Source organism: Mycobacterium paraterrae (assembly GCF_022430545.2).
Lineage (GTDB): Bacteria > Actinomycetota > Actinomycetes > Mycobacteriales > Mycobacteriaceae > Mycobacterium > Mycobacterium paraterrae.
The window spans coordinates 4,407,277-4,430,528 of sequence record NZ_CP092488.2 but is presented as its reverse complement, the minus strand read 5'-3'; the positions used below and the strand labels follow the sequence as shown (position 1 = coordinate 4,430,528).

Below are 23,252 nucleotides of genomic sequence, written 5' to 3'. Positions count from 1 at the left end.
GCGTTACGTCAACGGTTCGCGGTCAAGCCGAGCGAACGCAGTGTGCCGGCGAGGTGGTCTTCGACAAGACGTACCGTGCGAGCCAGATCGCCGTCGCGCAGCGCTTCGGCGATGGCTTGATGCTCGTCCAGAATCGTCGCGGTTCGCTGCCGATCGGCGATCAGTGATTCGCCGATCATGCGCATCTGACGATCGCGCAACGAGGAGTAGAAGTCCGACAGGATCGCGTTGCCCGATTCTTCCAACACCGCGTCGTGAAAGGCGCGGTCGGCCTCGACGAACGCACGCCAATCGGAGTCGGCGATCGCATCGCGCTGCCGTTGCAGTTGCTCGGACAGCTTCTCGAAGACCGCTGCACGCGTCGCGGGGCCCCGCTCGATGACGGTGGTGACCGCGAACTGTTCCAACAGGAGTCTCGCTTCGATGACGGCACGGGCCTCATCGGAGGAAACGGGCACGACGAGCGCACCGCGCTGCGGATACAGCCGAAGCAGTCCCTCGACCTCCAGTCGCAGAAACGCCTCGCGGACGGGCGTGCGGGACATTCCGAGGGCGGCCGCGACCTCTCCTTCACTGATCAGATCTCCGCCGGGAAAAGCTCCCGTCAGCACCTGATTCTTGACGTACTCCAGCGCGCGATCCTTGGCGGCGGGCTTACCGCCGGCTGCCGTCCTCGCCACCGCCACCTCCCTAAACCTAAGTCGTATGCCACTGGTATTCGGGACCGTATCCGACACGCCGGGCAATGCCGGATAACCGCAACGGGTACACCCATCCTGACCTCAGAACTCCGGTTGTAGCTTAGATACAAGTTAGATACAATTCAAATACAAGCTTCGTATGTGAAGGAGATCCGGAATGCGCAGTGCCACGTCTGTCGACTTGGACCCGACGATCCCAGCGCCGATGACCAACGTCGCCGAATACGGCTTCGAGGGGCGTTTCGAAGAGTGGGCCGACGACGCCCGCCTGTTCGAATACTCGAAGGCCGCCAACCCCATCGGCTCGGGACATGCCCCCCAGGTGCCGATCGTGCAATTCGGCCCGGAGCTCTATCTCGACATGCCGACCGGTGTGACGCCGCTGAACCTGTCCGAACAATTGGGCATCCGCGACGGGCTCGCTACCAGCCCCGCGCTGCTGGCGAACTTCGTGCGCATCCGTCCAGGCGAGCAAGTCGAGACCAACCCGAACGCCACGTCGCAGCTCTACTACGTGCTCTTCGGCCGCGGTTTCGCGGCGATGAACGGCCATTTGGTCAGGTGGGAGAAAGGCGACTTCGTCACCTTGCCCGCCGGAACTCACTCGGTGTTCTACGCCGACGCGGACACCGTCATGTACTGGGTGCACGACGAGCCGCTGCTGCGCTACCTCGGCGTGGACGCGGTCCGGCCTAAGTTCCGGCCGACCAAGTTTCGCCGGGCCGACGCCGTCGCCAAGCTCGAGGACATCGCGTCCCGTCCGGGCGCCAACGACAAGAGCCGGGTGAGCGTCTTGCTGGCCAACGAGAACCAGGAGCAGACCCTCACGATCACCCACGTGTTGTGGGCCATGTTCGGTGTGCTGCCCGCGGGGCAGGTGCAACGTCCCCACCGACACCAGTCGGTCGCGCTGGACCTCATTCTCGATGCCCCGCCCGCCGGTTGCTACACGCTGCTGGGCACCCGACTCGACGAACGCGGCGACATCGTCGACCCCATACGCGTGGACTGGCAGGCGGGTGGCGCCTTCACCACCCCACCAGGCATGTGGCACGCCCACTACAACGAGACCGACACACCGGCTCACCTGATCCCGATCCAGGACGCGGGCCTGCAGACCTATCTGCGCAGCCTGGACATCAAGTTCACGCAGCGCCGCGATCTGGTTGCCGGCTGAGGTGCTGGAAGTCAGCCGATCGGATACTCGACCCGGGCGGTGCCGTCCCACCGCCGCAGCGCTGCCAGGCGGCCGTGAATGTCGGGCGGCTGACCGGCCAGGCGAAGCACCGGGCCGAGTTGGGCACGTTCGATCCGGCGGGCCAGGGTGACGTGTGCGGTCCATTGGCCGGGCAGGCTGCGCGGGAGCGGCCCGGGCAGCAAGAACGGACCGCAGATCCGGTGGACGTCGGCGTGCAGTGCGAGTAGTTCTGCCGTCGGCACGATCAGGCGGGCGAGTACCGCGTTCGACTGACCGAAAAACACCGGCGCCCCGACGCTGCACGACACGGGCAGTTTCCGTGCGACTGACAGCAATAACTCGTCGACGTCGGGGGCGATCCGTTCGGCTACGGCCACGGTGACGTGCGGGCGCCCGGCGGGAAGTCGGCTGGGTAGATCCGCTGCGTCCAGCTCGTCCCAGACCTGACGCAGCCTCGCCTCGGTGTCGGCGTCGAAGAGCAGCTCGACAGAGTGGACCATCAGCCGAGCAGACTGGTCACCCAGTCGCGGTCGAAGGCGTGCGCGCTCATCGCGGTGAACTCGGCGGGGCTCAGTTGTCCCGCGCCCGCGGGCAGGGCGGCGCGCAGCGGCCCGAGCCGCACCAGCGCTGAACGGTTCGACGCCTCGATGACGCCAGGCGGTAGCGGCCAATTCCCGATCACCAAGCCGGCGAATGAAAGGTGATGCGCGGCAAGCGCTTCCACGGTCAGCGCGGTGTGGTTGAGAGTGCCGAGTTCGGCGGTGGTGACCACCAAGACCGCAGCGCCCAGATCGGCGGCCAAATCTCGCAATGTCACGCCGCCATGAGCGAGTTCGACGAGCAGCCCGCCGGCGCCTTCGACCAAGGTCAGCTGCCCCGGGTGATCGACGGCGCCGATGAGTTTGAGCACGGTGGATTTGCTGGGCAACGCCCTCCCGGCTTGTTCCGCGGCGGCGAGCGGCGCCATCGGCTCCGGATAGCGAGCCAAGCCGACCACCTTGCTCACACCGGTCAGCCGACTCACCTCGGCGAGGTCGTCGTCGCCGACGGCGGTTCCGGTCTGCACCGGTTTGCAGACCGCGACGGGGATGCCAGCCTGGCGGGCGGCCGCCGCCAGCGCTGCCGTGGCAATGGTCTTGCCGACCCCGGTACCCGTCCCGGTGACGACCAGGACGGTCAACGCCGTGCCGCGGCCAGCACGTCGGTCAGCACCGCACGGGCCAGCCCGAGATCGTCGTCGTCCAGCGACGCGCGCGCGGTCAGGCGCAGCCGCGACGTGCCCGCGGGCACCGTGGGGGGACGGAAACAGCCCACCCGGACACCGGCGTCGAGGCATGCCGTCGCGGCCGCCAGCGCGACCTCGGGCTCGCCGAGGATCACCGACACTACGGCGGACTGCGGCATCTGACTGACATCGCAGATCTGGGCCAGCGTCGCGGCGTGGCGCAGGACGGCGCCGGGTCGCCACGGCTCGCGCTGGAGGACCTGCAGCGCGGCTAGCGCCGCGCCCACCGCCGCGGGCGCGAGCCCGGTGTCGAAGATGAACGGCCGGGCGGCATCGATGAGGTGATCGCGCACCGCAACCGAGCCGAGAACGGCGCCGCCCTGACTGCCGAACGCCTTCGAAAGCGTCGTCGTCATCACGATGTCGGGCGCGGCGGCCAAGCCGAGCTCGTGCACCAGTCCGCGCCCTCCGGCGCCCCGGACTCCCAAGCCGTGAGCTTCGTCGACGATCAGCAGTGCCCGGTGCCGGCGACAGACGTCGTGCAGTTCGCGGAGCGGGGCAAGCGCTCCGTCGGTGGAGAACACCGACTCGGTGATCACGACGGCCCGCTCCTCGTCGCGCGCGGCCAGTGCCGATTCGACCGCGGCGACGTCGCGGTGCGGTGTGACCACGACCCGTGCGCGCGACAGCCGGCATGCGTCGACCAGCGAGGCGTGCGACAGCGCGTCGGACACCAGCAGCGAGCCCGGACCGGAGAGCCCCACCACGGCCCCCTGGTTAGCGGTGTAGCCCGAGGAGAACACCAAACCGGCCGCGGCGCCGACGAAGTCGGCAAGGCTGCACTCCAGCTCCTCGTGCAGCGAGGTGTTACCGGTCACCAGGCGTGAACCCGTCGCGCCGGCGCCCCAGGTGCGCAGCGCGTCGACACCGCCCTCGATCACGTCACCGTGCTGGGACAACCCGAGGTAGTCGTTCGACGCCAGGTCGAGCTCGGTGGCCACCGCCGGGCGGGGCCGCAGTGCGCGCCGCAGCCCGGCTTGCCGACGCTGCTCGGCATGCGCCTCCAGCCAGGCCAGCGGTGAAGTCTCGATCTGCGTCATCGCACTAAAGACTACGAGAGCCGGTCAGCCCGGCTACCTCGACCATGGCCGACGTGACCTGTGCGATTTCGCCGGGGGTGCAGATGAACGGCGGCATCGCGTAGATCAGGTTGCGGAAGGGCCGCAGCCAGACACCGCGGTCCAGAGCTGCGGGGGTAGTGATCGCCAGGTCGACGGGACGGTCGCATTCGATGACACCGATGGCCCCGCAGACCCGGACATCGGTCACGCCTGGCAATGCGTGGGCCCGCTCGAGGCCGGCGGCCAGGCCGGCGCCGATCTCGGCGACCGTTGAATGCCAGTCCTGGCCGAGCAGCAACTCCACCGCGGCCACCGAAACCGCGCAAGCCAGAGGATTGGCCATGAAGGTCGGCCCGTGCATCAGCGCCCCGGCCTCGCCGTTGCTGATCGTGTGCGCGATGTCGGCGGTGCACAAGGTGGCGGCCAGGCTGAGGTAGCCACCGGTCAGCGCTTTGCCGACGCACATGATGTCGGGGCTGACCCCGGCGTGGTCGGCGGCGAACAATTCGCCGGTGCGCCCGAACCCGGTCGCGATTTCGTCGAAAATCAGCAGCACCTCATGCCGCTGGCAGATCTCGCGCAGGTCGGTCAGGTAGCGCGGGTCGTGGAAGCGCATCCCGCCGGCGCCCTGGACCACCGGCTCGACGATCACGGCGGCAAGTTCGGCGGCGTGATCGGCCAACTGCGCCTCGAACGCGGCGACATACGCCTGGTCGTAGTCGCGAGGCACTTGGGGGGCGAACACCTGGTGGGCCAGCACGTCAGTCCAGAGCGAATGCATGCCGCCGTCGGGGTCGCAGACGCTCATCGGTGTGAAGGTGTCGCCGTGGTATCCGCCGCGCCAGGTCATCAGGCGGTGTTTGTCGGGAAGGCCACGGCTGCGCCAGTACTGCAGCGCCATCTTCGCCGCGACCTCGATCGACACCGAACCGGAATCGCTGAAAAAGACGGTCTCCAGACCGTCCGGGGTGATGTCGACCAGGAGCTGAGCCAGCCGGGCCGCGGGTTCGTGGGTGAGTCCACCGAACATCACGTGGTTCATGGTGGCCAGCTGGCGGGTCATTGCGGCGTCCAGTACCGGATGACCATGCCCGTGCACGGCCGTCCACCAAGAGCTCATTGCGTCGATCGCCTGGATCTGTTGGCCGTCGCGGACGAGCGTGAGCCACGCGCCACGCGCGCCGATGGCGACGATCGGAGCCACCGCTTCAGCTCCGATCGTGCTGTAGGGGTGCCACAGATGGGCCGCGTCGATCGCGCTGATCTGCTCCGGTGTGAGCCCGGGACTCTCCGCGGCCATAACCGATGAGCGTAGAGGCCGTGCCGTCGACGATGCAGAGCGCAGCGATGAGGAGGAGCGGCACCCTCGGCACTGCCGGCGACGATTCAGAGCGGAGCGATGAGGAGGAGCGGCACCCTAGGTACTGCCGTCGACCTAGACGTGCGCCGCATGAGCGGCGCCAAAGAGGAGGAGCGGCACCAAGGGGTCGGGCTGTTCGGTCGCAGAAAAGCCGGGCTTCCGGCAGCATTGACATCACCATGGCTTCGCCGCAGCAGTTTGATGACCCGTCCCCCATCCACCACGATGACTCCCCGCCGCGGGTACTGCGGCTGCGGCTCGTTCCCTGGGACGTGGCCTCGTTGGTGGCGCTGCTCGTCCTGCTCGCCGTGCTGGCCTTCGGGACCGATTGGTATGCAAGGCTTTTCGGCTTCCTGAAAGATACCTGCGTCGGGGACTGTCCCCCCGCACCGTTCGGCGTCGATTACTACATCTACCCCGTGGTGTGGGGCGGCATCGGGGCCGCGGTCGCCGCGGCATTGCTCGGGCCGCTGATATCGCTCTTGAAGGGTTGGTACCTGTCTTTCTGGCCGCTGTTGGCAATCGCCCTCGTTCTAGTCGCCGCCGGCGTCGGCGGGGCGCTCACGCAGTTCAGCAGCATCTACTGGCACAGCGACCCCAGCGTCGAGCAATCATCGGGCTGAGAGCGAAATCACAACTGCGCGCGCGGGTTTCGGCCGCGGACCGCTGTGCGATCACCGTTCGATCACAGTAAGACAAAAAATGCCGCAGAAGTGCCCAAAAAAGTGGCTCTTGCAGGCGTTTGTTGCCACAGTGTTCCTAGTGACTGTTGTGAATTCAGCGGTTCACCTACGAGGCATCGCTTCCCGGCCGTATCGGTCGTCGACGCGGTGTGCGGCTACCAACGGGGCGGGCCGGCATGACTTCGGGTGAACCGGCGAATCGGCGGCGAAAGCACGAAGTCACCGTGCCGACGCCGCAGAGAGGTGATGAACATGAAGCGCAGCTTCGCCATCCCGTCCAGCTTGGCCCTGTTGTTGGCGCTGCCGATGGTCAACCCCCACGTCGCCAGCGCTGACCCGACCGGCCCGACGCTGGTGGGCTACCAGCAGAACACCAGTTACGTGATCCAGCGCGCCCTGTCTCAGCGCAATGTGCCGTTCCTGTACGGCGGCGGCAACGCCGCCGGCCCGACCCGCGGCACCGGTCTGAACGCCAACGTCGTCGGTTTCGACGCCTCCGGCCTGATTCAGTACGCCTATGCCGGCGCCGGTGTGAAGATGCCGCGCACCTCGGCAGAGCAGTGCAACGTCGGCCGGAAGGTACTACCGGCACAGGCACGCCCGGGTGATCTGCTCTGCTACGGGCCGGGCGGCACTCAGAGCGTCGCGATGTATCTCGGTAACAACCAGATGATCGAGGCAACCGAGCCAGCGGTCACCGTCACCACTGCCCGCACCACCGGCATGGTGCCGTACCTCACTCGCATCCTGGAGTCCTAACCGAAGGGCCTCGCGGCCGGTTTTCGACGACGCACGGCGCCCAGCGGGTTAGGTAGATTGTCTGTCAATCATGACGATCTCCCCGACCCGCCCAGCCGACGTCAGCGCGTCGCCGCAGGTGCCATCCGCGGCGGAGAATCGGGCAGGGCAATACCGGCACGACCTCGACGGGCTGCGCGGCATCGCCATCGCGCTTGTCGCGATGTTCCACGTGTGGTTCGGCCGGGTGTCCGGCGGCGTCGACGTATTCCTGACGCTGTCCGGCTTCTTCTTCGGCGGCAAACTGCTGCGAGCCGCGCTCAACCCGAATTCGTCGCTGTCGCCGGTCCCTGAAGTGGTGCGGCTGGTGCGACGGCTGCTGCCGGCCCTGGTGGTGGTGCTGGCCGGGTGCGCGGTCTTGACGATCCTGATCCAGCCCGAGACACGCTGGGAGACGTTCGCCGATCAGAGCCTGGCCAGTCTCGGCTACTACCAGAACTGGGAACTCGCCGCCACGGTCGCCGACTACCTGCGCGCCGGCGAATCGGTCAGTCCCCTGCAGCACATCTGGTCGATGTCCGTGCAGGGCCAGTTCTACATCACGTTCCTCGCGCTGGTTTTCGGTGTCGCTTATCTGCTCCGACGCCGCCTCGGCGCGCGCCTGCGTACCGCATTCGTGATCCTGCTCGCCGCGTTGGCGACCGCATCGTTCGTGTATGCGATCTTCGCCCACCAGTCCAACCAGGCGGTGGCCTACTACAACAGCTTCGCCCGCGGGTGGGAACTGCTGGTGGGGGCATTGGTCGGCGCGCTGGTCCCCTACATCCGGTGGCCGATGTGGCTGCGCACCGCCGCCGCCACCGCCGCTCTGGCTGCCGTGCTGTCCTGCGGAGCGCTGATCGACGGCGTCCGACAGTTTCCCGGTCCGTGGACGCTGGTGCCGGTCGGTGCGACGGTGCTGTTCATCCTGGCCGGCGCCAACCGCGCCGGAGGCGACAGCCTGCCGTTGCCGAACCGGCTGATGGCCACCCGTCCGCTGGTGCGTCTCGGCGAGATGGCCTACGCGTTGTATCTCTGGCATTGGCCCCTGTTGATCTTCTGGCTGGCCTACACCGGCCACGCGCACGCCAACGTCGCCGAGGGCACAGCGGTGCTGCTGGTCTCTGGCGTACTGGCGTATCTGACCAACCGCTACATCGAAGAACCGCTACGTCAGCGCAAACCCGCGAATACCGCGCGCGAGACGACCGCCGCCGCGCCCTGGCGCACTCGGCTGCGCCGCCCCACGATCGTGCTGGGCTCGATGGTTGGACTGATGGGTGTGACGCTGACGGCTACGGCTTTCACGTGGCGCGAGCACGTCAACGTCGAACGCGCCAGCGGCAAGGAGCTGAGCGCGCTGAGTTCCAGCGACTACCCGGGCGCTCGGGCATTGATCAAACATGTGCGGGTGCCGACCCTGCGGATGCGGCCGACGGTGCTCGAAGCCCAAACCGACTATCCGCCGTCCACCCGTGACGGTTGCATCAGCGACTTCAAGAACACCGACGTGATCAAGTGCACCTACGGCGACAAGGACGCGACCCGAACGATCGCGCTGGCTGGCGGGTCGCATGCCGAGCACTGGCTCACCGCGCTGGACCTCCTGGGACGCCGCCACCATTTCAAGATCACCACGTATCTGAAGATGGGTTGCGCGCTGTCCACGGAAAAGAAGCCACTGGTAATGGGCAACAACGACCCCTACCCGGAGTGTGCCGAATGGGTGCCGAAGGCGATCGACGCGGTCATCGCCGATCACCCTGACTTCGTGTTCACCACCTCGACGCGGCCGTGGAACATCAAACCCGGCGACGTGATGCCCGGCACGTACGTCGGGATCTGGCAGACGTTCTCGGACAACAACATTCCAATCCTGGCCATGCGGGACACCCCGTGGCTGGTCAAGGACGGACAGCCGTTCAACCCCTCGGACTGTTTGGCCAAGGGCGGCAACGCGACGTCGTGCGGGATCAAGCGCTCCGAGGTGCTCGCGGACCGCAATCCGACCCTGGACTGGGTCGAGCAGTTTCCGATGCTCAAGCCGCTGGACATGAGCGACGCCGTGTGCCGCGCCGACATCTGCCCGGCCGTCGAGGGAAATGTGTTGGTATATCACGACGCTCATCACCTGTCGGCGACTTACATGCGCACGATGACCAACGAGCTCGGCCGTCAGCTCGGACCCGCGACCGGTTGGTGGTAACCGCGGGCCGCGCGGCGGCCGTGGATATGAGGCAACGCTATGCGGCGGCTGAGCGAGCTAATCACAGCGCCACTAAGGTCGAGTGATGCCTTCGCCAGACTCGACCAGCGGAACCGCAGCCCCTCCGGCACTGGCCACTGTGTGGCCGGGAAGCAGCTACCCGTTAGGCGCCAACTACGACGGCACCGGCACCAACTTCGCGCTGTTTTCCGAAATCGCCGAGAAAGTCGAGCTGTGCCTGATCGCCGACGACGGGCAGGAGACCCGCGTCCGCCTCGAGGAGGTCGACGGTTACGTCTGGCACGCGTATCTGCCTGATGTCACGCCAGGACAGCGCTACGGGTTTCGCGTGCACGGCCCATTCGAGCCTGCGTCCGGTCACCGTTGCGACCCCAGCAAGTTGCTGCTCGACCCCTACGGCAAATGCTTCGACGGCGAATTCACGTTCGACCAGGCGTTGTACTCCTACGACCTGACCGCAGCGGAGAAAGATCCCGCCGAGACCACTACCCTGCCCGGTGTCGACTCGCTGGGCCACACGATGACCAGCGTGGTGATCAATCCCTACTTCGACTGGGCCAACGACCGCGCACCTCGCACCCCGTACCACGAGACGGTCATCTACGAGGCTCATGTCAAGGGCATGACGCAGACCCACCCCGCGATTCCCGAGGCGCTGCGTGGCACCTATGCCGGCCTCGGCCACCCGGCCATCATCGAGCACCTGAAGTCGCTGAACGTGACCGCGATCGAACTGATGCCCGTGCACCAATTCATGCACGATCACCGGTTGCTTGACCTAGGACTGCGAAACTACTGGGGCTACAACACCTTTGGCTTCTTCGCGCCGCACTATCAGTACGCCGCCAATCGACGGGCCCGCAGTGCGGTCACCGAATTCAAGTCGATGGTCAGAGCGTTCCACGAGCAAGGCATCGAGGTCATCCTCGACGTGGTCTACAACCACACCGCCGAAGGCAACCACCTCGGTCCGACGATCAACTTCCGCGGCATCGACAACGCCGCCTATTACCGGCTCGTCGACGACGACCTGAGTAAGTACAAGGACTTCACCGGCACCGGCAACAGCCTCAACGCACGACACCCACACACCCTGCAGCTGATCATGGACTCGCTGCGCTACTGGGTCACCGAGATGCACGTGGACGGGTTTCGCTTCGATCTCGCCTCGACCTTGGCGCGGGAGTTCTACGACGTCGATCGACTGAGCGCCTTTTTCGATCTGGTGCAACAAGATCCGGTCGTCAGTCAGGTCAAACTCATCGCCGAACCGTGGGACGTCGGCGAGGGTGGCTACCAGGTCGGCAACTTCCCGGGTTTGTGGACCGAGTGGAACGGGAAGTATCGCGATACTGTGCGTGACTACTGGCGGGGCGAGCCCGCGACACTAGGCGAGTTCGCGTCCCGGCTGACCGGGTCGTCGGACCTCTACGAGGCGACCAGTCGCCGGCCGAGCGCCAGCATCAACTTCGTGACCGCCCACGACGGATTCACCCTCAACGACCTGGTCTCCTACAACGAGAAGCACAACGAGGCCAACGGCGAAGACAACCGGGACGGCGAGAGCCACAACCGGTCCTGGAACTGCGGTGTCGAGGGCCCGACCGACGACCCGGAGATCCTCGAACTGCGTGCCAGGCAGATGCGCAACATCATCGCCACGCTGATGGTCAGCCAGGGCACACCGATGATCGCCCACGGCGACGAGATCGGCCGCAGTCAACAGGGCAACAACAACGTCTATTGCCAAGACTCCGAATTGGCCTGGATGGATTGGTCTTTGGTCGACAAAAACAGTGACCAGCTGGAGTTCACCCGCAGAGCCACCGCGCTGCGCAAGAAGCATCCGGTATTCCGTCGCCGCCGCTTCTTCGACGGTGAGCCGATCCGCAGCGGCGACGAGGTTCGCGATATCGCTTGGCTGACGCCGGCCGGCAAGGAAATGCAGCACCAGGACTGGGGTGGCGAATTCGGCAAGAGCATCGCGGTTTTTCTCAACGGCGAGGCGATCCCCGAACCCAATGCGCGCGGCGAAAGGGTCGTCGACGACTCTTTCCTGATGTGCTTCAACGCCCACGACCACGAGGTGGATTTCGTGATTCCTTCCGACGACTACGCCTCTGAGTGGACGGCTGTGCTCGATACCACTGACGCCACCGGATCGGTGAGCCTGACCGTCCATGACGGCGACGAGGTGTCGCTGCCCCCTCGCGCGTTGCTCGTCTTTCGCAAGACGAAGTGACGCATGGTCTTTCCAGTACTGTCGACTTACCGGCTACAGCTGCGGGGCGCCTCGAGCGGCTTCGCGTTCACCTTCGCCGACGCCGAGAATCTCCTCGACTACTTCGACGATCTCGGGGTGTCGCATCTGTATCTGTCGCCAATTCTCACCCCGGTCGCCGGCTCGGCACACGGCTACGACGTCGCCGATCCGACCACGGTGTCGGCCGAACTCGGCGGCCCCGAGGGGTTGGCGAAGTTGTCGGCCGCAGCGCGGGCTCGCGGTCTGGGTCTGATCGTAGACATCGTGCCCAACCACGTCGGCGTGGATTCCCCGGAGCAGAACCCGTGGTGGTGGGACGTGTTGCGCAGCGGCCGGTCGTCGCCGTACGCGTCCTACTTCGACATCGACTGGGACCTCGCCGACGGCCGAATTGTGCTGCCAATATTGGGTTCTGACGACGACGTCGCCGATCTCACGGTCGACGGCGAGCTGTTGCGGCTCGGCGATCTAGTCTTGCCGATCGCGCCGGGCACCGGGAACGGCAGCGGTCCCGACGTTCACGACCGTCAGCATTATCTGCTGGTCGGCTGGCGCCGCGGCGTGGTCGGCTATCGACGATTCTTCTCGATCACCTCTCTGGCGGGATTGCGTCAAGAAGACCAGGCGGTGTTCGACGCCAGCCACGTGGAGGTGCGCCGGTGGTTCGATGAGGGACTCGTCGACGGGGTGCGGGTCGACCACCCGGACGGGTTGTCCGATCCGGCAGGGTATTTGACCTGGTTACGCGAATTGGTCGGACCCGAGGCGTGGATCGTGATCGAGAAGATCCTGGCCGTGGACGAGGCTCTCGAACCGACGCTGCCGGTCGCGGGCACCACGGGCTACGACGCGCTGCGCGAGGTCGGTGGGGTGTTCATCGACCCGGCCGGCGCCGAGGCGCTGACCGCGCTCTACGAGTCGACCGGCGTCGATTACAGCGCCATGCCAGCGCTGCTGCGCGAGCTCAAGGCGGCTGTCGCCACCGACACCTTGGGTAGCGAGCTGGCCCGCTTGCATCGGGCGATCGTGGCGGCCACGGGCAGCGATCACCCGCAACTCGACGACGCGGTGGCGGCGCTGCTCGGCCACATCGAGGTCTACCGCTTCGATTACCTGAATTTGTCCGCCGTGCTGCCCACGGCGTTAGCCCAAACCGAAGCGGCCGCACCGCATTTGCGGCAGCCGCTGCAGATACTGACCGCGGCGTTCACCGGCGGAGGCGAAGTGGACTCCCGGCTGCAGCAGCTGTGCGGCGCGGTGACCGCCAAGTCGGTGGAGGACTGCCTGTTCTATCGCGACGCTCGGCTGGTGTCGCTGAACGAGGTGGGCGGCGAACCCCATCGTTTCGGTGTCGGCGCGGCGGAATTCCATCAGAGCGCCGCCACTCGGGCCCGGCTGTGGCCGCAGGCGATGACCGCTCTGACGACACACGACACCAAGCGCGGCGAGGATGTCCGCGCCCGCATCGGGGTGCTTTCACAGGTGCCGTCGCTGTGGAGCGAGTTCGTCGGCCGCTGGGAAGCATCGACGCCCTCCCCTGACCCGGCGACCGGTTTGTTCCTGTGGCAGAACATCTTCGGTGTGTGGCCGGCCGGCGGCACCGTAACCGAGGACTTGCGCGAGCGGCTGCACGCCTACGCCGAGAAGGCAATCCGCGAGGCGGCCATGCACACCACCTGGAACGACCCCGATACCAACTTCGAATCCGCAGTGCATGGCTGGCTCGACGCGGTGCTGGACGGCCCGGTCGCGCGGGAGTTGACCACCCTGGTAGGCCGATTGCAGCCGCATGCCGAGAACGACGCCCTCGGCCAGAAGCTGCTGTCGCTGACCGCTCCCGGTGTCCCCGACACCTATCAGGGCACCGAGTTGTGGGACGACAGCCTGGTCGACCCCGACAACCGACGAGCGGTCGACTACGCCACCCGACGTGAGGCGTTGAAGGCGCTGCGACACAGCAAGATTCGGGTCGTGAAAGCGGCTCTGCAGATGCGTCGCGCCCGCCCGGACACCTTCCTGCGCGGCGGCTACCACCCGATGCCGGCCACCGGCACCGGGGCCGATCACGTGGTGGCATTCGGACGCGGTGACGAGGTGTTGGTGGCGGTCACCCGTTGGACGGTGCAGCTCGAAGAATCCGGATGGGGAGACACCGTGATCACACTGCCCGAGGGCACGTGGACCAGTGCATTGACCGGAGCGACCCTACACGGGACCGTGCCGGCAGCCGAGTTGTTCGCTGATCTGCCGGTCGCGTTGCTGGAGCGTGCTGATGCCTGAATTCGCGGTATGGGCCCCCAAGCCGGAAACCGTGCGTCTGGACGTCGAGGGCACGGTGTCACCGATGACCCGCGACGACAACGGCTGGTGGCGCGCAACGGTGGACGCGGCGGCGGATGCGCGCTACGGATTCCTGGTCGACCACGACCCGACGCCGCTACCCGACCCGCGTTCGGCCCGTCAGCCCGAAGGCGTGCACGAGCGCTCCCAACTGTGGGAGCCCGCCGCGCCAGGTGACCACGGATGGGCAGGTCGGTCGGTGGACGGTGCGGTGATCTACGAGCTGCACATCGGAACCTTCACTCCCGAAGGGACTTTCGACGCGGCCGTCGACAAGCTGGACTATCTGGTCGACTTAGGCGTCGACTTCGTCGAAGTGATGCCGGTCAACGCGTTCTCCGGCACACACGGCTGGGGCTATGACGGCGTGTTGTGGTACGCCGTGCATGAACCCTACGGTGGCCCCGACGGTTTGGTGCGCTTCATCGAGGCCTGCCACCGTCGTGGCCTCGGGGTGTTGATCGACGCGGTCTTCAACCACCTCGGGCCGTCGGGTAACTACCTGCCGCGGTTCGGCCCGTATCTGTCGTCGGCGAGCAATCCGTGGGGCGAAGGAATCAACATCGCCGACGCCGAATCCGACGAGGTGCGCCGGTACATCATCGGCTGTGCGTTGCGCTGGATGCGCGACTTCGGTGCCGACGGCCTGCGACTGGACGCGGTGCACGCCTTGTTCGACACCACCGCAATCCACATCCTGGAGGAGCTGTCCGCCGAAACCGACGCGCTGGCACAAGAACTCGGCCGACCGTTGTCGCTGATCGCCGAGAGCGACCTGAACGACCCGAGGATGATCACGGCCCGGGCTGACCATGGTCTCGGTATGACCGCGCAGTGGGACGACGACATCCACCACGCAATCCACACCGCGGTGTCCGGTGAGCGCCAGGGCTACTACGCCGACTTCGGGTCGCTAGGCACATTGGCAACGACATTGCGCCGCGCGTTTTTTCACGCCGCGACCTACTCGTCGTTCCGAAAGCGGCGCCACGGCCGGCCGCTGGACACCGCGACGATTCCGGCGACCCGTCTGCTGGCCTACACCTGCACTCATGACCAGGTCGGCAATCGTGCGCTCGGCGACAGGCCGTCGCAGAACCTCACCTTTGGACAACTCGCCGTCAAGGCCGCTTTGGTGCTCACCTCGCCATACACGACAATGCTTTTCATGGGTGAGGAATGGGGCGCGTCCACCCCGTTCCAGTTCTTCAGCTCCCATCCCGAACCCGAGCTGGCCCGCGCCACCGCCGAGGGCCGCAAGAAGGAGTTCGCCGACCATGGTTGGGACGCCGACGACATCCCCGACCCGCAGGACCCGCAAACCTTCGAGCGTTCCAAGCTGAACTGGTCCGAACTCGACGACGGCGAGCATGCGAGATTGCTGCAGCTGTACAAAGATCTGATTGCATTGCGGCGCAACGAAAGCGATCTCAGTGATCCCTGGCTGGACGATATGAGCGTCGATTACGACGAAGCCGAGCGCTGGATAGCGGTACGTCGCGGCGGCTTGACGGTCGCATGCAATCTCGGGGTGCGGCCGGTGACCGTCCCATTCACCGGCGACGTGGTGCTGGCATCCGAGGAGCCAGCCGTCGGTGCGGCGGGCGCGGAGTTGCCCGCGCACTCGTTCGCGATCCTGCGCTGTGGATAACTGACTACCAGCAAGGTCCGGGTCCGGGCGAAGATGCGCGGATGACCCACTCTGAAGTAGTGCCGATCCCGCCCATTCACACAGCCTGCGATCCAGTTCATTCGACGCAGGATCTGCGTGAGCGCTGGCGAGCATTGATGGGACCGTTAGGGTTTGGCACCCGGCTGCTGTGGTTCGGGCTGATCGGCCCGGACCGCTGTTTCGCCAAGACGCTCAGCCAGATCCCGGTCCGGCCACGACCGCGCGGCCGCGTCGTATGGAACCTGATGTCGTCGTTGCGGACGCTGCTCGACGACCTGGAACCGGGAACGACGGTGGCATTGCTGCTGTCCGGCCCCGGACGCGGGCCGGTATCGACCATCGAACTGGTCTGGTCGCGGGCGCTCACCGAGATGGCCGAGAGATTCGCAGTCCCCTTGGAACCCATCTTCCGGGCCAACGACGAGTCGGTCGTAGTGCTGGGCTAACACGCCACGAATCAGGTAGCTTTCGCCTGTGAGCGACGTTGACGAGGGCGCGCGAGCCCGTCTCGATTACATCGAAAAGCAACTTCAGACACTGTTTCCGGACGCATACGTGCCGTTCGCCAACGCCCACGTCCACGGCATGCCGGCCACGGTGGTCGCGCTGGCCCGGGAGGGCAACATGATCGGCGCAATCAAGGAATATCGCACCCTCACCGGCGCCGGGTTGGCCGAGGCGAAGAAGGCCGTCGAAGCCATTCGCTGACAACAAGCAGCGGCGCGGAGCGAATACTTCGGCCGCATCTGGGTAATCCGCGCGGATATGGCTAATTCACCGACGCTCGAACTTGCGCAGCGGATGGCCGACTTGTCTCGTTCGGTAGCCGCTCCCCGCGATATCGACCACGTCCTCGACGGAGTCACGTCGGCCGCGGTCGACCTCCTAGCGGCCGCCGACACCGCCGGGGTGTTATTAGTCGCCAAGGGCGGCAAATTCGAGTCGCTCGCCGGCACGTCGGAGTTGATCTATGAGCTGGACCGCTTGCAGCAGAAACACGGCACGGGCCCCTGCATCGACGCCGCGGTCAACGAGTTAGTGGTCCGCACCGACGATTTCAAGACCGAGAAGCGGTGGGCGCCGTATTCGCAGGCCGTGTGGAAGATGGGCGTGCGAAGCAGCCTGTCCTTCAAGCTTTACACCGGCGACCGGACCGCGGGCGCATTGAACGTCTTCTCCAAAGAAGCCGGCGGTTTCGACGCGGATTCCGAAGTCATCGGCTCGGTGCTGGCGGCCCACGCCGCCGCCGCCATTCTGGCCAGCCGGGAAGCCGAACAATTGAAATCCGCGCTGCTGAGCCGCGACCTGATCGGTCAGGCGAAGGGCATCCTGATGGAGCGATACCAGGTCGACGCCGTCGGTGCTTTCGAGATGCTGCGCAAGTTGTCCCAGCAGATGAACGTCGCACTGACCGATGTCGCTCAGCGGGTCGTCGACACCCGCTGATTCCAGCGCCTACAGCAAGTACCGGTAGGCCGGCGAACCCGGCTCGATGGCCTCGATCTGCATCTCGGTGGCTCGCATGCGTTCGAGCAGGCCGTCCAATCCGGCGGCCGAGCCCAGCTCGATTCCGACCAGCGCCTCGCCGGTCTCCCGGTTGTTGCGCTTGACGTACTCGAACAGCGTGATGTCGTCGTTCGGTCCGAGCACACCGTCCAAAAAGCGCCGTAGCGCACCGGGCTCCTGCGGAAAATCGACTAGGAAGTAGTGCTTGAGCCCGAGGTGCACCAGCGACCGCTCGAGAATTTCTCCGTAGCGCGACACGTCGTTATTGCCGCCGGAGACCAGGCACACCACCGTGGAACCAGGTTCCACGTCCGCTTCCAGCAGACCCGCGACCGCCAGCGCACCCGCCGGCTCGGCGATGATTCCCTCGTTCTGGTACAGATCGAGCATCGCGGTGCACACCGCGCCCTCGTCGACGGTGGTGATCGAGACCATGTTGCCCGCCGCGGCCAGCGCCGCATAGGGCAGCGTGCCGGCGCGACTGACCGCCGCCCCGTCGACGAACTGGTCGACGTGATCCAACGTCACCGGGCCGCCGTTGGCCAGCGCCGCCATCATCGCGGCCGCGCCCGCCGGCTCGATCCCGAGCACCGACGTGCTGCTGGTCCGCTCCGCCAGATAGGTGGTGATGCCGGCGATGCAGCCGCCCCCGCCGACCGGCACCACCACCAGATCCGGCTCTGCTTCCAGTGCGTCGAGGATCTCCACGGCGATCGTGCCCTGACCGGCCATCGTCCTTGCGTCGTCGAACGGCGGCACAAGGGTGGCTCCGGTGCGAGCCACGTCGGCCAGCGCCGCCTCGGCCGCCAGGTCGTACGTCGACCCGCCGACGATCAAGTCGATGAACTCGCCACCGTGGTAGCGGATCCGATCGCGCTTCTGCTTCGGGGTTTTGGCCGGCACATACACCCGGCCCCGAACCCCCAGCGTGCGGCAGGCGTAGGCGAAGCCCTGAGCGTGGTTTCCCGCCGACGAGCACACCACGCCGGCGGCCCGCTCCGCGTCGGACAGCTGCACCAGCAGGTTGTAGGCCCCGCGCAGTTTGTAGGAGCGCACGGTTTGCAGATCTTCGCGCTTGAGGTAGACGTTCGCGCCGGTCGTCGCGGACAACCGGTCGGAGAACTGCAACGGCGTGGCGGTGACCACGTCGGAAATTCGGGCGGCCGCCGCGTCGACGTCGGCCGCGCACAGCGGCCCACTACCCCGAGTGCTCGGGCTCTGACTCAGTTCGGCAGACACCGGTCAATGGTGCCACCAAGCTGCGCGTTCAGTGCACAGGGGTCAGCACGAACACCGGGATCTGGCGATCGGTCTTCTTCTGGTAGTCGGCGTAGTCCGGGTAGGCCGCCACGGCCCGCTCCCACCAGACGGCTTTCTCGTCGCCCGTTACCTCGCGCGCGTCGTAATCCTTGATGACGGTTCCGTCCTGCAGCTCGACCCGCGGATTCTTTTTGATGTTGTAGTACCAGACCGGGTTTTTCGGCGCCCCGCCCAGCGAGGCGACGGCGGCATACTCGCCGTCGTGCTCGACCCTCATCAGCGGGGTCTTGCGGAGCTTGCCGGTCTTGGCGCCGACCGTGGTCAGCAGGATGACCGGCATCCCTCGCATCTCGGTGCCTTCGGTTCCACCCGATTCGGCGATCTTCTCGGCTTGCTCGCGGGACCAGTCCCAGGGCGACGGTTCGTATTCTCCGGAAAGTGGCATGTTTTCAGCTTACTGACGGCGTCAGGCCGGCTGGGCGGCCGATGCGTGCGTGGGTTCGTGGACGTCCGGGCCTGGCTCAGCGGCGTAGAGCTCTTCGATTTCGGCGGCGTATTTGGCCGCAATCGGGCGTCGCTTCAATTTCATCGTCAGCGTGATCTCGTCGCCGCCCGGCTCCCAGAGCGTCGGCAGCACACGGAAGCGTTTGATTTGCTCGACCCGAGACAACTTCTCGTTACCCGCGGCCACCCCCGCCGAAATCTGGGCGAGCACATCCGGGTGGGCCGCCAGCGCCGCGGCCGATGCCTCGGGCACGCCGTGCCGTTCCGCGTACGGGCCGACCGAGTCGGCGTCGAACACCAGCAGCGCGGTGTTGAAGGGACGGCCGTCTCCGATCGTGAGCATCGCGCCGATCATCGGGCAGGCCGCCTTGATCGCGTTCTCGATGTTGGCCGGCGACATGTTCTTCCCCGCAGCGTTGATGATCAATTCCTTCTTGCGGTCGACCACCCGCAGATAGCCGTCGGCGTCCACGTCGAGGATGTCGCCGGTGTGCAGCCAGCCGTCGGGGTCGACCGCCTCGGCGGTTTTGGCCGGTTCTTTGCGGTAGCCCTTCATCACCAGCGGTCCACGCACCAGAAATTCGCCGTCTTCGGCGATCTTCGATTCCAGCCCCGGCAGCAGCTTGCCCACCGAACCCAGCCGCGAATCGCGCGGATGGCACACGCTCGCAACGCAACTCAGCTCGGACATTCCCCACACCTCGGCAATCGGGATGCCGATACCGACGAAGAACGCCAACGTCTCACGCGGGATCGGGGCCGCGCCGGACACCGCCCACCGCAACTGGTCGAGTCCGAGCTTTTCGCGCAGCTTCGACAACACCAGTTCGTCGGCCTGCGCCCATTCGGCGGCCACGTCGTCTGGCAGCGGCTCGTCGGAGATCAGGGCCGCCGCTCGCTTGCCCGCGACGGACATGGCCCACTGCAGGGCCTGGCGCTTGGCCTGGTCGGGCTCGTGAGCGACCGCGAATTCGATTGCGGCCTTGAGCTTTTCCCAGACGCGCGGGACCGCGGCCCAAATGGTCGGCCGGGCGTCGGGCAGCGCGACCGCGATCTCGCGGACGTCGGACACGACGGTGACCAGCAGCCCGTAGCGTTCCTGGTTGTACAGCCCCATCATCCGGTCGGCGATGTGTGCCGACGGCAGGTAGGACGTGGCGCGGTCATCGGGCCGGACATCGAGCACAGCACTGAGCGCGTCCGCCTCGAACAGCAGGTTGGTGTGGGTCATCTCGACGCCTTTGGGGTTGCCCGTCGTCCCGGAGGTGTAGATCAGCGTGATCACATCGTCGGGTTGTACGGCGCGCCAGGTCGATTCGAAATCGAAGTCGGCAGGCGCGGCGGCGTACAACTCGTCGAGGGACATGGTTCCCTCCGGTGCGCCGTCGATACAGATGATGTGGTCGAGATGCGCCCCGCTGGCTTTGATGCGGTCGACGTATTGCTCTTCGCAGATCACCACCTTGGTGTCGGCGTTGTCGAAGACATAGGTCAGCTGTTCGGCGGGCAGGGTGTTGTACACCGAGAACGACGTCGCGCCGAGGTGCTGGGCCCCGACTTCGAGCGGGTAGAACTCGACCCGGTTGGCCATCATCAGCGATACCGTGTCACCTCGGCGGACGCCGATGCCGGCCAGGCCCGCCGCCACCCGACGAACATCGGCGGCATACTCCCGCCAGGTCAGGGTTGTGGTGTCGCCGGGAGTGCGCAACGCGACAGCGTCCGGGTCCACGGCGGCAACACGCTGGAACGACTCACACAACGTGGACGGGCTGCTCGAATTCGAATCGGTCACTCAGCCGAGGCTAGTCCCGAGGTACCTTGCGGGTATGGGAAATGCGATCAGCGACTTGACGCCTGTCGAGCAGACCGCGTTTGTCACCCAGTACGCCCGAGCGGTCGACAGCCGTTGGCCCAGGCCGATACTCGGCGACGCCCTGGCCGACGACATCGTCGCCAAGATCGACTACGACTTCGACGGTCTGGGGGTTCCGGCCAGTGCCATCCGCCAGACCGCGCTGCGCGGAAAGCTCCTCGACGACCGCGTTCGTCGGTTTATTGCCGAGCACCCCGACGCCGTCGTCGTGGATCTCGGCGCCGGCCTGGCGACACCCATGCAGCGTGTCATGCCACCGCCCACCGTCGACTGGTACAACGTGGACCTGCCGAAGGTCATCGCTCTGCGTGACGAGGTGGTTCCCGCCGATGCCCGCGCGCACTCGATCGCGGCGTCGCTGGCCGACAACGCGTGGACCGACCTCATCCCGGCCGATCGGCCGACCTTCCTGATCGCCGACGGACTGGTCGCCTTCGTCTCAGAGTCGTTGCTCGTCAACCTGTTCCGCCACATTCCGGACCATTTTCACAGCGGCGAACTAGCCATCAACGACTACGGACGCGTCAGCGCGCTCAACATTGCCGCGATGAAGCTGGTCTTCGGCGCGGTCGGAAATCAATGGATCTACCGCGGATTCAGCGACGCGCACGTTCCCGAGCGCTGGAGTCCGCGGCTGCGGCTGGTCGAGGAGACCAGCCTGTCGCATGTTCCGGAGGTCGACCGCTACCCCACCGCCGCGCGGGTATCCACCCGGTTGATGGGTATGACCAAATCCGGCGCCCGCGCCGCGCGGATCCTGCGCTACCGCTTTTAGGAAGGGACGACTATGGCCGCGACTGTGATCACAGGCGCGAACGTATGGGACGGCCTCGCGACGCAGGCGCAGCCACGGCAGATACTGGTCGTCGACGGCCGCGTTCACCGCGTCGCCGACACCGTCGAGGCGCCGCCGGACGCGCAGATGGTCGACCTGACCGGCCACACGGTGACACCCGGCTTCATCGACTGCCACACCCACGTCACGCTGGCACCGCCGGTCGGCCTGCTGCTCGCACTCGATTCCGCCACCACCAAGGCTTTGAAGGCGTTACCGGTGTTGCAGGCCCTGCTGCACAACGGGTTCACCACGATCCGCGATGTCGGCTGCGGCGACGTCGACTACCCCACCATCGACCTGCGCAACGCCATAGCCGCCGGTCTGATCGAGGGCCCGCGGATGGTCGTCGCACCGCACCTGATCTCCGCCCGCGGCGGGCACGGTGACTTCAGCGGGATGGTCGCCGGGCAATACCAAGGATGTTGTCGCCCACTGGAACTGGCCGCCGCCGACGGTGCCGACGAGATCCGCGTCCGGGTCCGACAGCAGATCCGGGCCGGTGCCGACTGGATCAAATTCGGCGCCACCGGAGGTTTCGCGTCGCCGTCGGACGATCCCGGGCACGCCACCTACAGTCAAGAGGAGATGGACGTCCTCGTCGCGACGGCCAACGACCTCGGTGTTCCGGTCACCCCACACAGCTACGGCGACGAGGGCATTCAGCGCGCCGTCCGCGCCGGGGTGCGCAGCATCGAACACGGGAATCTGGCATCGCCGGCGACACTGCAGATGATGCACGACGCCGGGGTCTTCATGGTGCCGACGCAATACACGATCCTGTCCGGTGCACGCCAGGGCGAAGACGATCCGTTGTGGGCGGCCCTTCCCGAGCACTCGCGACGCAAGATGCTGAAATATCGCGGCGCGTTGCTGGACGCGGCGGATTCGTTGGCCGCCAGCGAGGTGCAGATCGCGTTCGGCACCGACGCCGGAATGTTCCCGCACCAAGACAATTGGCTGGAGTTCCCGATGATGGTGTCCACCGGTATCACGCCCCTGCGTGCGTTACGTGCCGCCACCAGCGTGGCCGCCGAGCTGCTCAACCTCGACGACGTCGGCGTGATCGCCGACGGCAAGATCGCCGACCTCATCGCGATGCCAGGTGATCCGTTCACCGACATCGAGGCCACCGGCAGAGTCGACTTCGTGATGAAAGAAGGTGTCATCGTCAAGGATTCGACGTGATTCGGACGCGAAACTGCGGTCCGCCGCGCTCTCGGCCGCGAATGTGCGGCCAGCCGCAGTCTCGCCGCCGCCGTCAACGCGCGAGTGTGACACTGGCGTCATGTTCGAGGCTGCTTCGGCGGGTGAATACCGCAGCTGCACGCCTCGATCGACGGACACCTGCAGCGCATCCCCCACTCGATGACCGCCCGGGCACGCGTCAACGACTCGATGCGGGCGTCGATCTCGATCAGCTTGGCCTCCGCGAGCGCCTTGCTCGCGGGCCGGCCCGGCGCGTCGTCGGCAAACAGCACCTGGATCTCGTCCAGCGTGAACCCGGCCGACTTGCACAGCGCGATCACTTCGAGACGAGCCAGCACCGACTCGTCGTAGCGGCGCTGACCACCGACTCGCACCGGAACCCGCACCAGACCGAGTTGCTCGTAGTAGCGCAACGTGGTCGCGGCAACCCCGCTTTGGTCGGCCACCTTGCCGATCGTCAGCCCTGCGGTCATCAGACCTCCCGACATTGACCCT

The 23,252-nt window shown here is 66.3% G+C and carries 20 protein-coding genes and 1 pseudogene; 12 read left to right on the top strand and 9 right to left on the bottom strand.

Annotated features, from left to right (window positions below; all coding sequences use genetic code 11):
* Positions 1–8: 8 nt before the first annotated feature.
* Positions 9–680: a GntR family transcriptional regulator gene (locus MKK62_RS21430; protein WP_240257956.1), complete on the bottom strand. Its 672-nt coding sequence runs from the start codon at positions 678–680 to the stop codon at positions 9–11.
* A gap of 178 nt (positions 681–858) precedes the next feature.
* Between MKK62_RS21430 and MKK62_RS21425 the strand changes: the two genes are divergently transcribed.
* Complete coding sequence (locus MKK62_RS21425) at positions 859–1,878, top strand: cupin (protein WP_240257957.1); 1,020 nt, start codon at positions 859–861, stop codon at positions 1,876–1,878.
* Between the two features lie 11 nt (positions 1,879–1,889).
* Here the strand turns inward: MKK62_RS21425 and MKK62_RS21420 are convergent, their stop codons facing one another.
* From MKK62_RS21420 to MKK62_RS21405, 4 genes are read right to left on the bottom strand one after another with little or no spacing between them, the layout of a single operon-like run.
* Positions 1,890–2,399 carry a 2'-5' RNA ligase family protein gene (locus MKK62_RS21420; RefSeq protein WP_240257958.1) on the bottom strand — a complete coding sequence of 170 codons (510 nt, stop codon included), beginning with the start codon at positions 2,397–2,399 and terminating at the stop codon, positions 1,890–1,892.
* Positions 2,399–3,079, bottom strand: a complete 681-nt coding sequence (gene bioD / locus MKK62_RS21415; RefSeq protein WP_240257959.1) for a dethiobiotin synthase — start codon at positions 3,077–3,079, stop codon at positions 2,399–2,401. Before bioD ends, MKK62_RS21420 begins: the two co-directional genes overlap by 1 nt.
* On the bottom strand, positions 3,076–4,224 hold the full coding sequence (locus tag MKK62_RS21410) for an 8-amino-7-oxononanoate synthase (protein ID WP_240257960.1): 1,149 nt from the start codon (positions 4,222–4,224) through the stop codon (positions 3,076–3,078). Before MKK62_RS21410 ends, bioD begins: the two co-directional genes overlap by 4 nt.
* A gap of 4 nt (positions 4,225–4,228) precedes the next feature.
* Positions 4,229–5,545 carry an adenosylmethionine--8-amino-7-oxononanoate transaminase gene (locus MKK62_RS21405; RefSeq protein WP_240257961.1) on the bottom strand — a complete coding sequence of 439 codons (1,317 nt, stop codon included), beginning with the start codon at positions 5,543–5,545 and terminating at the stop codon, positions 4,229–4,231.
* 239 nt (positions 5,546–5,784) lie between these two features.
* Between MKK62_RS21405 and MKK62_RS21400 the strand changes: the two genes are divergently transcribed.
* The 9 genes and pseudogenes from MKK62_RS21400 to MKK62_RS21360 all read left to right on the top strand — a co-directional run bounded on the left by MKK62_RS21400 (position 5,785) and on the right by MKK62_RS21360 (position 17,013).
* Entirely contained in the window at positions 5,785–6,228 is a 444-nt protein-coding gene (locus MKK62_RS21400) for a hypothetical protein (protein WP_240257962.1), read from the top strand.
* Positions 6,229–6,540: 312 nt separating this feature from the next.
* Positions 6,541–7,038 (top strand): annotated as a pseudogene (ripD, locus tag MKK62_RS21395) (NlpC/P60 family peptidoglycan-binding protein RipD); the annotation flags it as partial.
* A 76-nt stretch (positions 7,039–7,114) separates the two neighbouring features.
* Entirely contained in the window at positions 7,115–9,271 is a 2,157-nt protein-coding gene (sucT, locus tag MKK62_RS21390) for an acetyltransferase SucT (protein WP_240264011.1), read from the top strand.
* An 85-nt stretch (positions 9,272–9,356) separates the two neighbouring features.
* Positions 9,357–11,534, top strand: a complete 2,178-nt coding sequence (gene glgX / locus MKK62_RS21385; RefSeq protein WP_240257963.1) for a glycogen debranching protein GlgX — start codon at positions 9,357–9,359, stop codon at positions 11,532–11,534.
* A 3-nt stretch (positions 11,535–11,537) separates the two neighbouring features.
* Entirely contained in the window at positions 11,538–13,835 is a 2,298-nt protein-coding gene (treY, locus tag MKK62_RS21380; RefSeq protein WP_240257964.1) for a malto-oligosyltrehalose synthase, read from the top strand.
* Positions 13,828–15,546: a malto-oligosyltrehalose trehalohydrolase gene (gene treZ, locus MKK62_RS21375; protein ID WP_240257965.1), complete on the top strand. Its 1,719-nt coding sequence runs from the start codon at positions 13,828–13,830 to the stop codon at positions 15,544–15,546. The genes treY and treZ overlap by 8 nt, the downstream gene beginning before the upstream one ends.
* Positions 15,547–15,587: 41 nt before the next feature.
* Entirely contained in the window at positions 15,588–16,013 is a 426-nt protein-coding gene (locus tag MKK62_RS21370) for a hypothetical protein (RefSeq protein ID WP_240257966.1), read from the top strand.
* 28 nt (positions 16,014–16,041) lie between these two features.
* A complete protein-coding gene (locus tag MKK62_RS21365) occupies positions 16,042–16,275 on the top strand; it encodes a ribosomal L7/L12 family protein (protein ID WP_240257967.1) in 234 nt (77 codons plus the stop codon).
* A 57-nt stretch (positions 16,276–16,332) separates the two neighbouring features.
* Positions 16,333–17,013 (top strand): ANTAR domain-containing protein, encoded by a 681-nt coding sequence (locus tag MKK62_RS21360; protein WP_240257968.1) that lies wholly within the window; start codon positions 16,333–16,335, stop codon positions 17,011–17,013.
* 9 nt (positions 17,014–17,022) lie between these two features.
* Here MKK62_RS21360 and ilvA read toward each other — a convergent pair whose 3' ends face one another.
* The 3 genes from ilvA to fadD11 are packed head-to-tail and all read right to left on the bottom strand — an operon-like array spanning position 17,023 to position 20,632.
* On the bottom strand, positions 17,023–18,312 hold the full coding sequence (gene ilvA, locus MKK62_RS21355) for a threonine ammonia-lyase IlvA (protein ID WP_240257969.1): 1,290 nt from the start codon (positions 18,310–18,312) through the stop codon (positions 17,023–17,025).
* 28 nt (positions 18,313–18,340) lie between these two features.
* Entirely contained in the window at positions 18,341–18,778 is a 438-nt protein-coding gene (locus MKK62_RS21350) for a nitroreductase family deazaflavin-dependent oxidoreductase (protein WP_240257970.1), read from the bottom strand.
* Positions 18,779–18,799: 21 nt separating this feature from the next.
* A complete protein-coding gene (fadD11, locus tag MKK62_RS21345; RefSeq protein WP_240257971.1) occupies positions 18,800–20,632 on the bottom strand; it encodes a fatty acid--CoA ligase FadD11 in 1,833 nt (610 codons plus the stop codon).
* Positions 20,633–20,666: 34 nt separating this feature from the next.
* On the opposite strand from fadD11, the gene MKK62_RS21340 reads away from it, so the two are divergent.
* On the top strand, positions 20,667–21,488 hold the full coding sequence (locus MKK62_RS21340) for a class I SAM-dependent methyltransferase (protein WP_240257972.1): 822 nt from the start codon (positions 20,667–20,669) through the stop codon (positions 21,486–21,488).
* Positions 21,489–21,500: 12 nt separating this feature from the next.
* The gene (locus tag MKK62_RS21335; RefSeq protein ID WP_240257973.1) at positions 21,501–22,736 is read left to right on the top strand and encodes a metal-dependent hydrolase family protein; all 1,236 of its coding nucleotides are present in this window, start codon (positions 21,501–21,503) and stop codon (positions 22,734–22,736) included.
* A 98-nt stretch (positions 22,737–22,834) separates the two neighbouring features.
* Here MKK62_RS21335 and MKK62_RS21330 read toward each other — a convergent pair whose 3' ends face one another.
* Positions 22,835–23,230 carry a MerR family transcriptional regulator gene (locus MKK62_RS21330; RefSeq protein ID WP_240257974.1) on the bottom strand — a complete coding sequence of 132 codons (396 nt, stop codon included), beginning with the start codon at positions 23,228–23,230 and terminating at the stop codon, positions 22,835–22,837.
* Between the last annotated feature and the right edge of the window lie 22 nt (positions 23,231–23,252).